This window comes from Thalassospira lucentensis MCCC 1A00383 = DSM 14000 (assembly GCF_000421265.1).
Taxonomy (GTDB): domain Bacteria; phylum Pseudomonadota; class Alphaproteobacteria; order Rhodospirillales; family Thalassospiraceae; genus Thalassospira; species Thalassospira lucentensis.
This window is the reverse complement of sequence record NZ_ATWN01000005.1, coordinates 56408-71762: the sequence shown is the minus strand read 5'-3', so window position 1 is coordinate 71762 and position 15355 is coordinate 56408. Positions and strand designations below refer to the sequence as shown.

At 52.1% G+C, this 15355-nt stretch carries 18 protein-coding genes; 16 read left to right on the top strand and 2 right to left on the bottom strand.

Annotated features, from left to right (window positions below):
• Positions 1-323: 323 nt before the first annotated feature.
• From K355_RS0111475 to K355_RS0111450, 6 genes are all read left to right on the top strand, one after another.
• Positions 324-1247 (top strand): ABC transporter permease subunit, encoded by a 924-nt coding sequence (locus tag K355_RS0111475; RefSeq protein ID WP_022732285.1) that lies wholly within the window; start codon positions 324-326, stop codon positions 1245-1247.
• Positions 1247-2767: a high-affinity branched-chain amino acid ABC transporter permease LivM gene (gene livM, locus K355_RS0111470; RefSeq protein WP_022732284.1), complete on the top strand. Its 1521-nt coding sequence runs from the start codon at positions 1247-1249 to the stop codon at positions 2765-2767. The genes K355_RS0111475 and livM overlap by 1 nt, the downstream gene beginning before the upstream one ends.
• Positions 2764-3621 carry an ABC transporter ATP-binding protein gene (locus tag K355_RS0111465; protein ID WP_022732283.1) on the top strand — a complete coding sequence of 286 codons (858 nt, stop codon included), beginning with the start codon at positions 2764-2766 and terminating at the stop codon, positions 3619-3621. Before livM ends, K355_RS0111465 begins: the two co-directional genes overlap by 4 nt.
• A 20-nt stretch (positions 3622-3641) precedes the next feature.
• Positions 3642-4352 carry an ABC transporter ATP-binding protein gene (locus K355_RS0111460; RefSeq protein ID WP_028791542.1) on the top strand — a complete coding sequence of 237 codons (711 nt, stop codon included), beginning with the start codon at positions 3642-3644 and terminating at the stop codon, positions 4350-4352.
• Positions 4353-4362: 10 nt separating this feature from the next.
• A complete protein-coding gene (locus K355_RS0111455; RefSeq protein ID WP_022732281.1) occupies positions 4363-4716 on the top strand; it encodes a DUF6867 family protein in 354 nt (117 codons plus the stop codon).
• Between the two features lie 208 nt (positions 4717-4924).
• Positions 4925-6031: a branched-chain amino acid ABC transporter substrate-binding protein gene (locus tag K355_RS0111450; RefSeq protein ID WP_022732280.1), complete on the top strand. Its 1107-nt coding sequence runs from the start codon at positions 4925-4927 to the stop codon at positions 6029-6031.
• Positions 6032-6162: 131 nt separating this feature from the next.
• On the opposite strand, the gene K355_RS0111440 is transcribed toward K355_RS0111450, so the two are convergent.
• Positions 6163-6582: a Ros/MucR family transcriptional regulator gene (locus tag K355_RS0111440; RefSeq protein WP_022732279.1), complete on the bottom strand. Its 420-nt coding sequence runs from the start codon at positions 6580-6582 to the stop codon at positions 6163-6165.
• A 460-nt stretch (positions 6583-7042) separates the two neighbouring features.
• On the opposite strand from K355_RS0111440, the gene rpiB reads away from it, so the two are divergent.
• From rpiB to thiL, 9 genes are all read left to right on the top strand, one after another.
• A complete protein-coding gene (gene rpiB / locus K355_RS0111435; protein WP_022732278.1) occupies positions 7043-7477 on the top strand; it encodes a ribose 5-phosphate isomerase B in 435 nt (144 codons plus the stop codon).
• A gap of 96 nt (positions 7478-7573) precedes the next feature.
• Positions 7574-8848, top strand: a complete 1275-nt coding sequence (gene glyA / locus K355_RS0111430; protein ID WP_022732277.1) for a serine hydroxymethyltransferase — start codon at positions 7574-7576, stop codon at positions 8846-8848.
• A gap of 24 nt (positions 8849-8872) precedes the next feature.
• Complete coding sequence (nrdR, locus tag K355_RS0111425) at positions 8873-9346, top strand: transcriptional regulator NrdR (protein WP_022732276.1); 474 nt, start codon at positions 8873-8875, stop codon at positions 9344-9346.
• On the top strand, positions 9346-10467 hold the full coding sequence (ribD, locus tag K355_RS0111420; RefSeq protein WP_022732275.1) for a bifunctional diaminohydroxyphosphoribosylaminopyrimidine deaminase/5-amino-6-(5-phosphoribosylamino)uracil reductase RibD: 1122 nt from the start codon (positions 9346-9348) through the stop codon (positions 10465-10467). The genes nrdR and ribD overlap by 1 nt, the downstream gene beginning before the upstream one ends.
• Before the next feature lie 4 nt (positions 10468-10471).
• Entirely contained in the window at positions 10472-11059 is a 588-nt protein-coding gene (locus K355_RS0111415) for a riboflavin synthase (RefSeq protein WP_022732274.1), read from the top strand.
• Positions 11060-11065: 6 nt separating this feature from the next.
• Positions 11066-12220 carry a 3,4-dihydroxy-2-butanone-4-phosphate synthase gene (gene ribB / locus K355_RS0111410; RefSeq protein ID WP_022732273.1) on the top strand — a complete coding sequence of 385 codons (1155 nt, stop codon included), beginning with the start codon at positions 11066-11068 and terminating at the stop codon, positions 12218-12220.
• A 4-nt stretch (positions 12221-12224) separates the two neighbouring features.
• On the top strand, positions 12225-12689 hold the full coding sequence (ribH, locus tag K355_RS0111405; RefSeq protein ID WP_022732272.1) for a 6,7-dimethyl-8-ribityllumazine synthase: 465 nt from the start codon (positions 12225-12227) through the stop codon (positions 12687-12689).
• Complete coding sequence (gene nusB / locus K355_RS0111400) at positions 12689-13186, top strand: transcription antitermination factor NusB (RefSeq protein WP_022732271.1); 498 nt, start codon at positions 12689-12691, stop codon at positions 13184-13186. The genes ribH and nusB overlap by 1 nt, the downstream gene beginning before the upstream one ends.
• Position 13187: 1 nt before the next feature.
• The gene (gene thiL, locus K355_RS0111395; protein WP_022732270.1) at positions 13188-14162 is read left to right on the top strand and encodes a thiamine-phosphate kinase; all 975 of its coding nucleotides are present in this window, start codon (positions 13188-13190) and stop codon (positions 14160-14162) included.
• A gap of 28 nt (positions 14163-14190) precedes the next feature.
• Here the strand turns inward: thiL and K355_RS0111390 are convergent, their stop codons facing one another.
• Complete coding sequence (locus K355_RS0111390) at positions 14191-14640, bottom strand: outer membrane protein assembly factor BamE (RefSeq protein WP_022732269.1); 450 nt, start codon at positions 14638-14640, stop codon at positions 14191-14193.
• A gap of 164 nt (positions 14641-14804) precedes the next feature.
• Between K355_RS0111390 and K355_RS0111385 the strand changes: the two genes are divergently transcribed.
• Complete coding sequence (locus K355_RS0111385) at positions 14805-15353, top strand: ubiquinol-cytochrome C chaperone family protein (RefSeq protein WP_033368834.1); 549 nt, start codon at positions 14805-14807, stop codon at positions 15351-15353.
• Positions 15354-15355: the final 2 nt, after the last annotated feature.

Genomic DNA, 15355 nt, shown 5'->3' with positions numbered 1-15355 from the left:
TCGGTCAGTGTTTTATTCCAATTCCAAATCCGGATTTGGTGATTTCTGCTAAATTCCGAAAGCCGCTTGCAGCCTTTGAACACATGTGTCTAAGGTTTGCGCTCTAATCGCGTTCCCGGACGGAAGAGCCACAAAAAGAATGGCCGTCTCCGGGAGCTAAACGGGGTCCTACCCGATAACAATAAGACGGAGGCTTTGCGGGGTTTGCAAGGGGGCAAGGGGGAGACTATGTCTCATCCAATCAATACATATATCTATGACTTGATGCCTTCTGTTGATCAGGCGAAGACCTTGTTTGTCTGTGCCAAATCTAAGGTTGTGCAATGGATTGGGCTTATTTCCTACAACAATTGATCAACGGTCTGACGCTGGGAGCCATCTATGGTCTGATCGCCATCGGTTACACCATGGTGTATGGCATCATCGGTATGATCAACTTCGCGCACGGCGAGATCTATATGATCGGTGCGTTTCATTCCCTGATCACCTTCCTGATCTGTCAGGCAGCAGGGATTAGCGGTATTTTACCGCTCACACTTCTTTTGATGCTGTTCGTTTCAATGGTTCTGACCTCGATCTATGGTTGGGGCGTTGAACGGGTCGCATACCGGCCGCTGCGCGGATCATTCCGGCTTGCAGCGCTGATTTCTGCCATCGGCATGTCCATTTTCCTGCAGAACTTCGTTCAGATTTCGCAAGGTGCACGCGTTAAGCCGATGCAGCCGCTTATTGAAGGCGGCATCACCATGATGAAAAGTGCGAACTTCGATGTTCAGCTGAGCTATATGCAGATCATCATTATTGTTCTGACCTTTGTGCTGATGGTCGTGTTCTCCACACTGATTGCCAAAACATCACTGGGTCGTGCGCAGCGCGCTTGTGAACAGGATCGCACAATGGCGGGCCTTCTGGGCGTCAATGTCGACCGCACAATTTCGACCACCTTTGTTATGGGGGCTGCCCTGGCATCGGTCGCAGGGATGATGGTGACACTGTATTATGGTGTGATTGATTTCTACATCGGCTTCCTTGCTGGCGTTAAAGCCTTCACCGCCGCTGTTCTGGGCGGTATCGGTTCACTTCCAGGTGCGATGCTCGGCGGGCTTTTGATTGGTCTGATCGAGGCATTCTGGTCGGGGTATCTCACGATTGAATACAAGGACGTTGCAACGTTCGGTATTCTCGTTCTCGTGCTGATCTTCCGCCCTTGGGGTCTGCTTGGTAAGCCTGAGGTGGAGAAAGTCTGATGTCTTCTGCATTTGCTTCATCTCGTACCAGCGGCTCAGAGATCGTCAAGGAACTCGCGTTCTTTGCCGTGATCGCGCTGCTGATGTCGGTCATGATCCTTGGGGTCGAGACCGTTGACCGTCCGACCGGACTTGAACTGGCTGTGCGGTGGGACCTTGTCCTGATCGCAATTGGATCGACGGTTATTGGCCGCCTTGCCCTGATCATTCGTCGTGAAGGTATCTCACGGCTGGTTCAGGCCCTCATGATTACGCTGGCTGCGGTTTGCGTTTTCGAAATGTTTGTGCGTTTCCGCGACATGGACGACCGTTGGGCATCACCTGTGGTTCTCGATATGGCGGTTGGCAGCTTCACAAGCATTGTTGTGACGGTTTGTTTCCTCGCGATTGTTTTTGCCATCGCGTACTTCTCGATGAAGGAAAAGAGTGCTGTCGTCGTTGATGAAAGCACGAAAATTTCATCGAAAATTCAGGTTGCCTATCGGTCCAATACCAAAAAAATCGGTTTAATCGGGATCATCTTCTTCTTCATCTTCCCATTGATCTTTGGTGAAAACCGTTCTGCGATCGATCTTGCAACCCTTGTTATGATTTACATCATGCTCGGTTGGGGGTTGAACATCGTGGTGGGGCTGGCCGGTCTTCTTGATCTTGGCTATGTGGCCTTCTACGCAGTGGGTGCATATTCCTATGCATTGCTGTCGCAGAACTTCGATCTGAGCTTCTGGCTGTGCCTGCCGCTTGCCGGTATCTTTGCCGCAAGCTTTGGCATTATTCTAGGCTTCCCGGTTCTAAGGCTTCGCGGTGATTATCTGGCGATTGTGACCTTAGGCTTTGGTGAAATCATCCGTGTTATCCTGATCAACTGGTATGATTTGACCGGTGGGCCGGATGGCATTTCGTCCATTGAGCGTCCGAGTTTCTTTGGACTGGCGGAATTTTCGCGCCGTGTTCCCGAAGGCTCCATCGGGTTTGGTGATTTGATGGGTATTGAATACTCATCCATGCATCGCCTGATCTTCCTGTACTACCTGATCCTTATTCTGGCGTTGGTTACGAACTTTGTAACCATGCGCTTGCGTAAATTGCCGATCGGGCGGGCGTGGGAAGCGTTGCGTGAAGACGAAATCGCCTGTCGTTCTCTTGGCATCAATCCAACCAATACCAAGCTGTCTGCATTTGCAATCGGCGCGATGTTTGGTGGTTTTGCCGGCGCGTTCTTTGCAACCCGTCAGGGCTTCATCAGCCCGGAAAGCTTCACCTTCCTTGAATCTGCTGTGATCCTGGCCATCGTTGTGATGGGCGGTATGGGCAGTCAGATTGGTGTGGTGCTTGCCGCGGTCGTGATGATTGGCTTCCCGGAAATGTTCCGTGAGCTTGCCGAGTATCGCATGCTGATCTTCGGGGCTGGTATGGTTGCCATCATGTTGTGGCGCCCACGTGGACTTTTGTCTTTCCGTGATCCGACCATCCTTTTGAATATGAGCAAGAAAGAAAAAGTTGCCGGAGAAGCCAAATGACCGACAACAACGTCCAACTTGAAGTCGAACACCTGACCATGCGCTTTGGCGGTCTGGTCGCCATTGATGATCTTTCTTTCACCGCGCGAAAGGGTGAGATCACGGCAATCATCGGCCCGAACGGGGCAGGGAAGACCACGGTATTTAACTGTCTTACCGGTTTCTACGTTCCGACTGAAGGTCGTCTGACGCTTTATGCCAATGATGGGCCGCGTCTTTTGGAGCGTAGTGAAGGCTTTCGTATCCCACGTAACAATGGTGTGGCACGTACTTTCCAGAACATCCGCCTGTTTACCGGCATGACTGTTTTGGAAAACCTGATCGTGGCGCAGCATAATGCCTTGATGGATGCATCGGCCTTTTCGCTGGCGGGTTTGTTCAATCTTGGTCGCTATGCCAAGGCGGAGAAAGAGGCGCTTGAAACCGCCAAATTCTGGCTGAACAAGGTTGGTCTGTATGATCAGGCCGACTGGAACGCGGGCAACCTGCCGTATGGGTCGCAGCGTCGCCTTGAGATTGCACGTGCGATGTGTGTGAACCCTTCACTGCTGTGTCTTGATGAACCGGCAGCGGGTCTTAACCCCCGTGAGTCTTCGGAACTTAATGTTCTGTTGCAGAGCATCCGTGATGATCAGGGGATTGGTCTTTTGCTGATTGAACATGACATGAGCGTCGTCATGAAGATTTCCGATCATGTGATCGTGCTTGATTACGGTAAAAAGATCGCCGATGGCGATCCCGATGCGGTCAAGAATGATCCGGCTGTTATTCGTGCTTACCTCGGTGAGGATGAAGACGATGAATTGCCGCCGGAAGTCGCTGCCGACCTTCATCTTGATCCGAAAGCGCAGTGAGGGAGTAGATCGATATGTCCATGCTGAAAATTGAAGGTGTACATACCTTCTATGGCAATATCGAAGCCCTCCGGGGCGTCGATATGGAAGTCAACGAAGGTGAGATCGTTACACTGATCGGTGCCAATGGTGCTGGTAAGACGACTTTGCTGATGACGTGTTGCGGGTCACCGCAGGCCACCAAAGGACGCATTTTGTTCGAAGGTCAGGATATCAGTCGCATGCCAACGCATGAGATTTGCCATCTTGGTATTCAGCAGTCGCCCGAAGGTCGTCGTATTTTCCCGCGCATGTCTGTGCATGAAAACCTGCAGATGGGTGCCAACACTCAGGATCCGAAGTATTTCGAAGACGATCTTGAAATGGTGTTCGATTTGTTCCCGCGTCTGAAGGAACGTATCAACCAGCGTGCCGGGACGATGTCCGGTGGTGAGCAGCAAATGCTGGCGATTGGCCGTGCGCTTATGGGCCGTCCGCGTCTGTTGCTGCTTGATGAACCGTCGCTTGGCATTGCGCCGCTGGTCGTCAAGCAGATCTTTGAAACCATCAAAAAGATCAACCGCGAGAAGAAAGTTACGGTTTTCTTGGTCGAGCAGAACGCGTTCCATGCGCTCAAGCTTGCCCATCGCGGTTATGTGATGGTGAACGGCAACATTACCCTTTCGGGAACAGGTGCCGAACTTCTGGCCAATCCGGAAGTCCGCGCAGCTTATCTCGAGGGTGGCCACTAGGAGGGCGGATATGGAAGCGATTACAGGTACCAGTACTGGTGTCACGATCGGAATGACCGTCATCCTGATGGGGTTCTGTGCGTTCATGACCGGGCAGGCGATTGCCAATACGTGGCGTTCTGTCCATCAGCTCTATGCATATTCATTGCTGCTGGGGCTGACTGACCGGTTTCTGACCTATGCGTTGTTTGAGGGTGAGTTACTTTCGCTTTCGGGCTACATTTTTGACACGGTGATCATTTTTGCGATCATGTCGGCAGCCTTCCGCGTGACAAAGGTCAACAAGATGCTGTCGCAATATCCGTGGCTTTATGAACGTGTCGGACCGTTTGGGTTCCGCGCACGTGAAGGGGCGGACGTCTGATCATCCGATGGTGGCAGGGTGTTGCCACCATCGCGTTGCTAAATTGTTGGCAGCGCATTGCTTTGTACTATTGCACACCAATTTATGGGTGTTAAAGTACACGGAGATGAAACCGGTAATCGGAAGATAAAACGAGCCGGTTTTGTGTCCAGAAAGACGGTTCTGTCATGGTGATGGAACCAACCTTTGGAACAGGGAGACTTCTCTAATGTCGAAAACCAAGCTCGGCCTTCTGGCAACTGCTTCTGCACTTGTACTTTCGATGGGTGTGGCAAAAGCAGACATCGTTATCGCGACCGTTGGTCCGATGACCGGCCCTTATGCCGCCTTTGGCGAACAGATGACCAAGGGCGCCGAGAAAGCTGTGGCGGACCTCAATGCTGCTGGTGGCGTTAACGGCGAAAAAGTCGTTCTCGAAATCGGCGATGACGCATGCGATCCGAAACAGGCTGTTGCTGTTGCCAACCAGCTCGTCAGCAAAAATGTTGCACTTGTTGCTGGTCACTTCTGCTCGGGTTCTTCGATCCCGGCTTCTGAAGTGTACTTCGAAGAAGGCATCGTTCAGATTTCTCCGGCTTCGACCAACCCGCAGCTCACCGAGCGTGACATGGACAACGTATTCCGTGTTTGCGGTCGTGATGACCAGCAGGGTGAAGTTGCTGGTAAATACTTGGCTGAAAACTATGGCGACAAGAAAATTGCCATCGTTCACGACAAACAGGCTTATTCCAAAGGCCTGGCTGACGAAACCAAGAAAAACATGAACGCTGCTGGCGTTGAAGAAGTGATGTATGAAGCCATTACCCCGGGTGAAAAAGATTACTCGGCACTGGTGACCAAGCTGAAATCTGAAGGCGTCGACGTCCTGTATTACGGTGGTTACCACACCGAGCTGGGCCTGATTGTTCGTCAGATGCGCAGCCAGGGTCTTGATACCCTTGCAATCTCCGGTGATGCACTGAACTCGCTTGAGTATTGGTCAATCACGGGTGATGCCGGTAAAGGCACGCTCTTCACCGCAGGTCCGGCTCTTGAAAAAGATCCGCGCAACGCTGAACTCGTAAAATACTTCGAAGCTCAGAACTACAAGCCTGAAGGTTATACCCTTTACACCTATGGTGCGATCCAGGCTTGGGCACAGGCTGCAACCAAAGCCGGTACCACTGACTCCGAAGCTGTTATCGAAGCTCTGCATAGCGGCGATGCATTCGACACCGTTCTTGGTTCGATCTCGTTCGATGCCAAAGGTGATGTTGCTGCTCCGGGTTATGTTTTCTACGAATGGGAAAACGGTTCGTACGATTACGCAAAATAATCAAATCATCTGATTTGGGAAAAGCCCGGCGTTATGCCGGGCTTTTTTATGGGTGATTCAAACAAAAACGCCGTTCTGAACAAACAGAACGGCGTTTTTGTTTTAGTCGTTTGGTGATCGGGCAGGGCGTATTACTTCGCCTTGCGACCAAGACCGATTTTCTTGGCAAACTGCGAACGTTGTTTTGCATAGTTCGGCGCAACCATCGGGTAATCAGATGGTAGACCCCATTTCGCACGGTATTCTTCCGGCGTCAGGTTGTAGGTCGTGCGCAGATGGCGTTTCAGCATTTTCAGCTTTTTGCCGTCTTCAAGGCAGATGATGTAATCATCACCAACCGACTTGCGGATCGGAACAGCCGGTTTAAGCGGTTCTTGCTCTGGCTCGTTCTCGTCGGCGCGGATTTCGTCGAGCGAGCCAAAGACGGTCGAAATCAGTTCAGGGATTTGTGCCGCGGCAAGTGCGTTGTTACTCACATATGCAGAAACAATATCGACGGTCATCTGCAAGAGTTCGTCGCGATCAAGCACGCTATTATCGGCGTCAGCCATGAGTGACAGTTTCCTTTAGTTTGAAAATTACATAAAAATTAATGCACTAGTTACCCGATATAGTCAAACAACAGAAAAGAGCAAGAGGATTTAATAATAAAATGATTTAATCAAAGTACATTCGATTGCATCAGTGACACCCAATTGTCTGTTGTCATTAAAAGGCGGTCATGTCCGAAAAACTAATATTTTGGTCTGTGAATAATCGTGCTGGGTGTGCTTAATGGTGTTTCTTTAATTTCATCACGCTATGATCATTTGCGCGTATGTGGGGGCAATAATAATATTATAGCGTGTGTGAAGCTTCACAACATGACTGGCGCAACGATTTCTGTTGTTGGAACGCATATCTGGTCTTCGTAAAACTTGCAGATCAGGGTGTCCTGCGCGTTGGCAGTTTGCGTCCTATATGCTACAAGGCGCTCAAATTTAATCACTGACTTCGTTCAAGGGCGCGCCGATGACTGTAAAGACCATTGCCATTGCTGCCGATCATGGTGGCGTCGAACTTAAAACCGCAATTATCAGTGCTCTTAAGGATCGCGGCATTGAAGTTTTCGATTTTGGAACGAACGGCTCCGAATCTGTTGATTATCCGGACTATGCACAAGCCGTTGCCAAATCGATTATTGATGGTCAATCCGAAGCGGGCATTCTTGTATGTGGCTCTGGGATAGGCATGAGCATTGCCGCCAACCGTTTCCCGGAAGTGCGTGCTGCCTTGGCGCATGATCGCCTTTCGGCCGAGCTTTGCCGTCAGCATAACAACGCGAATGTGTTGTGTCTCGGCGCGCGCATCGTGGGTGATGCGAAAGCACTTGATTGCGTGGATGCGTTTATTTCGACCGAGTTTGAAGGCGGTCGTCACGCGCTTCGTGTTGCGAAGATGTCTTAATCCTACCAATTACACCGCCATCTGGCATCAACCAGACCGGGTTGGTTCGCTTCGGTTTGCACCAACCCGTCATATTGCATTGAGAGAGGCCCCAGCATGTCGTTCAAAGGCTTTTTCACGACCAGCTTGTCCGACGCCGATCCGGCATTGTTCAAATCCGTCACCGATGAACAGGATCGTCAGCAAAACCAGATTGAGATGATTGCTTCGGAAAACATTGTTTCCAAAGCCGTGATCGAAGCTCAGGGAACGGTTCTGACGAACAAATATGCCGAAGGTTATCCTTCGCGTCGTTATTACGGCGGGTGCGAATTTGTTGATGTTGCCGAGCAGCTTGCGATTGACCGCGCCAAAGAACTGTTTGGCTGTGAATTTGTCAACGTTCAGCCGCATTCCGGTGCGCAGGCGAACGGTGCGGTTATGCTGGCACTGTGCAAGCCGGGCGATACCATTCTGGGGATGTCGCTTGATGCTGGTGGCCATCTGACCCATGGCGCACGTCCGGCCCTGTCAGGGAAATGGTTCAATGCCATCCAGTACGGTGTACGTGAAGACGATTTGACCCTTGATTACGATCAGGTCGAAGCACTGGCTGTTGAACACAAGCCTGCCTTGATCATTGCAGGTGGTTCTGCCATTCCGCGCCAGATTGATTTCAAACGGTTCCGTGAAATCGCCGATAAGGTCGGTGCACTTTTGATGGTTGATATGGCGCACTTTGCCGGTCTGGTTGCCGGTGGCGCGCATCCGAGCCCGCTTCCTTATGCTGACGTTGTAACCACCACCACGCATAAAACCCTTCGTGGTCCGCGTGGCGGCATGATCCTGTCGAACAATCTTGATATCGGCAAAAAGATCAACTCGGCTGTGTTCCCTGGCTTGCAGGGTGGTCCGTTGATGCACGTGATTGCAGCAAAAGCGGTTGCCTTTGGCGAAGCACTGCGTCCGGAATTCAAAGATTATACGCAGCAGATCATCGACAATGCCAAAGCACTGGCAGAAGTTCTGGTGAAACGCGGTTTTGATATCGTGACCGGTGGCACGGATACTCATCTGATGCTGGTTGATCTTCGTCCCAAGGGCCTGAAGGGCAACACAGCAGAAGTCGCACTTGAGCGTGCGGGCATCACGTGCAACAAAAACGGCATTCCGTTTGATACCGAAAAACCAACCATTACGTCGGGGATCCGTCTGGGTACACCAGCCGGTACGACGCGCGGGTTTGGTGTTGAGGAATTCAAACAGATCGGTGAGCTGATCGGTGATGTTCTTGACGCAATGGTCGATAGCCCGGAAGGCAATTCCGAGGTTGAAGCCGCTGCGCGTGCGAAGGTCGAAGACCTTTGCAAACGCTTCCCGATCTATTCCTGATCGCGTCAAGAGCGAGTAAAGAAAATGCGTTGCCCGTTTTGCGGACATACTGACACACAGGTCAAGGATTCCCGTCCGACCGAAGAGCATCACGCTATTCGCCGTCGCCGGTTCTGTCCTGCATGCGGATCACGTTTTACGACATTTGAACGTGTTCAACTGCGTGAACTGATGGTTGTTAAAACCGACGGGCAACGCGAATTGTTCGACCGCGATAAACTGGCGCGGTCGATCTTTCTGGCCTGTCGTAAACGCCCGATCGAGGACGAGCGTGTTGAAAAGGCCTTAAATGGCATTCAACGACGCCTCGAAAGCAGCGGTGAAAGTGACATTACCACCGATACCATCGGTGAAATGGTGATGGAGGCGTTAAACGCACTCGATCAGGTGGCGTATGTGCGCTACGCTTCAGTGTATAAAAACTTCCGCGAAGCCCGTGATTTCGAACAATTCGTGGAAAACATGCAGGACGGGGAAGAAGAGGCGGACGCAGAGTAATGACAGCCCCCGCGTTTACAGAAGACGACCGGCATTTCATGCGGGTCGCGTTAAGCCTGTCTAAACGCGGTTTGGGAAATGTCTGGCCAAACCCGGCTGTTGGGTGCGTTCTGGTTTCTCCTGACGGTGTGGTTGTCGGGCGTGGTCATACCCGACCCGGTGGTCGTCCGCACGCTGAACGTGTTGCCCTTGATATCGCAGGCAGCCTTGCAAAGGGGGCGACGGCCTATGTCACTCTTGAGCCCTGTAGTCATTTTGGCAAATCCCCACCATGCGCATCAGGTTTGATTGATGCGGGTGTTTCCCGTGTTGTCAGTGCGCTTGAGGACCCCGATGCCCGTGTATCGGGACGCGGCCACCAAATGCTGCGGGATGCAGGGATAAATGTTGATGTTGGCCTTCTGGGCGAAGAAGCACGTCGTCTGAACGAAGGGTTTCTGTCGCGGGTTGAGCGTCATCGTCCTTTCGTGACGCTGAAACTGGCATCGACCCTTGATGCACGTTCGGCGACCGCACACGGTGAAAGTCAGTGGATCACAGGGACAGTGGCACGCGCGCAGGGGCATCTTCTGCGGGCCAATCATGATGCAATCCTTGTTGGTGCCAGCACCGTTGTTGCCGATGACCCGACCCTGACATGTCGTATTGCCGGGCGGGAGCATCAATCGCCTGTGCGCGTCATTCTTGATCGGACAGGGGGTGTGCCAGCATCAGCGAAACTTGTTCAAACCGCGAATGAGGTTCCTACCTGGCTTGTCGTATCAGACGATCACTTTGCCGAACTATCGGAAAAATTTGAAAAAACTTCGGTAAAAGTGATCGCTGCGGGATGCGTTGACGATCATTTGAACCTACATGACGTCATGCGAAAGTTGGCTGATCTGGGACTAACGCGTGTTCTGGTCGAAAGTGGCGGGAACCTGGCGGCCGGGCTGATCAAAGCGGATTGTGTTGATCGGGTCGTTCACTTTACGGCCCCGTTGATGATGGGCGATGATGGCAAGGCAATGGTCGCGGCACTGGGTGTCAAACAGCTTTCAGATATGCCACGGTTCGAACGTGTTTCGGTTCGCGAAATAGGTGAAGATATCGTGACAACCTACGACAATAAAACGGATTAAGTGCATGTTTACTGGCATTATCACCGATATTGCAAACGTTCGCGCAATTGAAAAAACGGGCGATACCCGTTTTGAATTCACCACATCATTTGATACGTCCAAGATCGTTTTGGGAGCATCAATTGCGTGCAATGGCGCGTGCATGACCGTGATTGAAACCGGCGACAACTGGTTTGCGATCGAAGCATCTGCCGAAAGTCTTGACCGGACAACGCTTGGTGATCTGTCGACGGGATCGAAAGTTAATCTTGAACAAGCGACACGTGTTGGTGACGAACTGGGCGGGCATATCGTGTCGGGCCATGTGGACGGTGTCGCGACACTGACCAAACGTGTTCCTGAAGGTGATTCTTTGCGCCTGACCTTTGAAGTGCCAGAAACCTTTGCCAAATATATTGCGTCAAAGGGGTCAGTGACCCTTGAAGGTGTATCTTTGACGGTCAATGAGGTTGACGGAAACACTTTCGGTATCAATCTGATACCTCACACACAGATACACACCACGTTGGGTTCGAAGCTGCCGGGTGACCGGATCAATTTCGAAATCGACATGCTTGCACGCTACGTTGCGCGCATGCTGGGCAAGGATTGATCACAGATGCCAAACAATTATCTTTCGCCGATCGAAGACGTCATCGAAGAAGCCCGCAATGGTCGGATGTTTATTCTGGTCGATGATGAAGACCGCGAAAACGAAGGCGACCTTGTCATTCCCGCCCAGATGGCAACCCCGGATGCCATCAACTTCATGGCGACCCACGGGCGCGGATTGATCTGTTTGACCCTTGAGAACCAACGGTGCGACGAATTGGGTCTGACTATGATGAGTGCCCATAACGGCACCCGCCACGAAACGGCTTTTACCGTGTCGATTGAGGCAAAAACAGGTGTGACCACCGGAATTTCTGCCCCGGACCGTGCGCGCACGGTGGCGGTTGCCATTGATCCGAACGCGGGACGGCATGATATCGTGACACCAGGCCATGTGTTTCCACTGCGTGCGCGGGCAGGCGGGGTTCTTGTGCGGGCTGGCCATACCGAGGCATCGGTAGATATTGCGCGTCTTGCCGGATTGAATGCGTCAGGCGTAATTTGCGAAATCATGAGTGATTCCGGTGAAATGGCACGCCTGCCGGAACTTGTTGAATTTGCCAAGAAACATGACCTTAAAATTGCCCAGATTGCCGATTTGATCCGTTATCGCCGCAAGCATGAAAAAGTCGTGCAGCGCAAAGCAACGACGAAAATCAAAAGTTCGAATGGTGGCGAGTTCGATCTTCATCTCTACGTTAATAACGTTACCTATGCGGAGCATATTGCCCTTGTGAAAGGGGACATCAGTGACGACGCGCCGGTTCTGACCCGTGTGCATGCGCTGAATGTTCTTGATGATGTATTGGGCGATACCCAGTCGGGCCATCATGGTCATTTGGCGGCCGCCATGCGCCAGATAGGCGATGAAGGACGTGGCGTCGTTGTTCTGATCCGTGAACCGCGGCCCAACAGCCTGTCTTCTTCTGTTGCAAAACTGATTGAGATGAATGGCGGAGACGGCGAAGCCCTGCGTCAGGAACTGGCGCAGGCGACAGGTGAAACAGATTTGCGCGATTACGGCGTTGGCGCACAAATCTTGCATGATCTGGGTATTCGCGACATGATTCTGCTTTCAAATACCAAGCGCCACATTGTAGGACTTGACGGCTTCGGTCTAAATCTGGTTGATCAGCGTCCGCTTGTCGTCTCGGAGGAATAAAACCATGAAAAACGCCCCCCACATTTTGATTGTGGATGCGCCGTATTACACGCATATCGTTGAAGACCTCGTGAAGGGGGCTGCATCTACTTTGGAAGCTGGTGGCGCAACGTGGGACCGTATTTCGGTATCAGGCGCGTTCGAAGTGCCAATTGCCATCCGTTATGCGGTACAATCAATGCAAGAGCTTGCAACCGGTCCGCGTTATGACGGGTATTTGGCTCTTGGATGTGTTATCCGCGGCGAAACGACCCATTACGATCACATCTGCGAAGAAGCCAACCGTGCTTTGATGCAGCTTTGCCTCGATCTTCGACTGGCGATCGGGAACGGTATCCTGACCGTTGAGGATGAGGCACAGGCAATTGCACGCTGTAAGGCCGATCAGAAGAACAAGGGTGGCGAGGCTGCCAAAGCTGTTCTGCGGATGATCGAAGTTCAAAACCATTTTGGAATCCATCACAAGTAATGACTGATAAACCAAAGGCATCTGCCGCACAGCGGCGCAGCGCAGCGCGTTTTTCCGCCATTCAGGCACTTTACCAGGCCGAATTGTCGCAGCTTTCGGCCGGTGACATCGTTCGGGAATATTCCGATTTTCGTCTTGATGGCGAAGGTGGACGTGATCTTGATATCACCAATGATGATTTGATTGATCCGGATCGCGGCTTCTTTGCCGATCTGGTTCAAGGGGTCGCGGCCCGCATGGTTGATATCGATGCGTTGATCGATGGCGCGCTTGAAAAAGGCTGGACAACCAAACGTTTAGAGACGGTTCTGCGCAGCATCATGCGTGCCGGTACCTATGAACTTATGGCGCGTGAAGACGTTCCGATGCGTGTTGTTATCACCGAATATGTCGATGCAGCCCATTCATTCTTTGATGAGAATGAACCAAAACTTGTCAATGCGGTCCTTGATCGCATTGGCAAAACGCTGCGTCCCGGTGAAGCCGGGAAAAACTGATATGGCAGCGCGGTCAGGGGAATTTGATCTGATCGCGCGCCATTTTGCGCCTATTGCACTGCGTGACCCTGCGGCATTGTCGCTTAAAGATGATGCCGCGGTCTTTACACCGCCAACCGGCTGTGAAGTTGTCGTCACCACCGACGCGTTGGTTTCCGACGTCCATTTCCGCAATCTTGATGCCCCTGAGTTGATCGCCAAGAAGGTTCTGCGTGTGAACCTTTCTGATCTGGCTGCAATGGGCGCGACCCCGCTTGGCGTGGTTTTGACGGCAGGATATGGCCCGGATGTGTCCGAAGACTGGATAGAACGCTTCGCCAAAGGGTTTGGCAAAGATTGTGCGGCCTATTCGGTTGCGTTGATGGGCGGCGATACGGTCGGAACGCCCGGTCCAACATTTTTCAGTCTGACAGCATTCGGATATGTCGCGACGGGCATGGCTCTGCGACGCGATCAGGCGCGGCCCGGCGACCTTTTGGCCGTTACCGGCACGTTGGGTGACGCGGCGATTGGTTTGGCCGTCCTGGCGGGTGACTGTAATGACCTTGATGACGTGGCGCGCGATCACTTAAAAGACCGCTATTGGTTGCCTCGTCCACGCATTGATATCGCGAAATCCTGCGTTGCATTGGGAAAACGGTTTGCTGCGATGGATATATCGGATGGGTTGGCGGGGGATTGTCGCAAGATTTGTGCTGCATCAAGCGTTGGCATGACGATTGATCGAATGAAAATCCCGCTGTCAAATGCCGCGTTGCAAGCCGTTGAGCATGATGAACACCGATGGCAAAACGTTTTGGCTGGCGGCGACGACTATGAATTGCTGATCGCGGGCGCGCCAGATGACGTGGCCGCATTGGGTGATCACGTGACGGTTATCGGCACGGTTACCGACAAGGTTGGGCAAGTCGAACTGATCGGGCCAGATGGCAAAATGGCCGAACTCGCACCGGGCGGGTTCGACCATTTTCGATAAAGCCTGAAGGTGTGATCAGGATGCCGTGTTATTTGCCTTCGCTGAATCGACCAAGGTTGCCAAACAGCTGTTGCAGAATGGTCATTTCACGACCTTCGGTCGGCGTGACGCGATCTGATGGAATAACCGGTTTACCATCTTCAAGATCATATTCGCTGAGGATATCGACACGGTTCGCCTTGTCAAAACTGATCAGGACAACTTTTTGCTCAACGGTTTCGGGGGCAAAAAAAGCGACGGTTTCCGTCCTGCGCGAAATATAAAGCCATACATTTTCGTCAAACGCGGCGACGGTGGATGGGGAGCCCAAAATATCGGTGACATCGCCCTTGGTCGATTCTCCGATTGTGATCTGTTCAAGCATTTCTGGTTCCGGCGCGTTACCGCGCGACGCGACCCGGGGACTGCAAGCCGATACATACAGGACGGCCAGTCCTGCCAGCATCATCAGGGGAATGCGTGTAGTTTTATTGTGCATGAAGCTCACCAGAGCGACCCTCTTATTGAAACCAAACCGGAATTGCCTTGAGTTTCTGCGCGATGCGCATGATATTGCCGGGCAATGTTTGGGGCAGATGCGCCCCTGAAGATTTACGGCATTCTGCGTGCCACGACAGGAATGTCAACGAAGGAGTGTTACTGTTGTTTGGATGGCTTAAGAAAAAAGACCGCAACCAGTCGGCTGCGTTCGATCTTTACACCGCAATGGTCACCCAGGCGCGCCAGCCTGTATTCTATTCAAAGCTGGGCGTTGCCGACACGCTGGAGGGCAGATTTGACCTTATTCTGGTCCATGCCTTCATCCTGTTTCGCCGCTTGAAAACCGAAAATGGTGACAAAGATCTGGCGCAGAAGGTATTTGACGTGATGTTTGCTGATCTTGATCAAAACATGCGTGAAATGGGCATTGGCGACGTTGGAATTTTAAAGCGCATCCGTAAAATGTCGGAATCCTACCACGGTCGGATCGTTGCATATGAAGAAGGTGTGCAAAGCGGTGCTGCCGAACTTGCCGCTGCCTTGAGCCGCAATCTTTATGCCGATACCGAAGTCCGTGACGAACAACTGATGGCATTGGTTGGCTATGTGCATGACGCACTGAGCATGCTTGAAAAGCAGCCAGTCTCAGAAATACAAAACGGCGATGTGCGTTTCCCGGCTGTGCCGGTGCCTGCCGTAACCGCAAACTAATT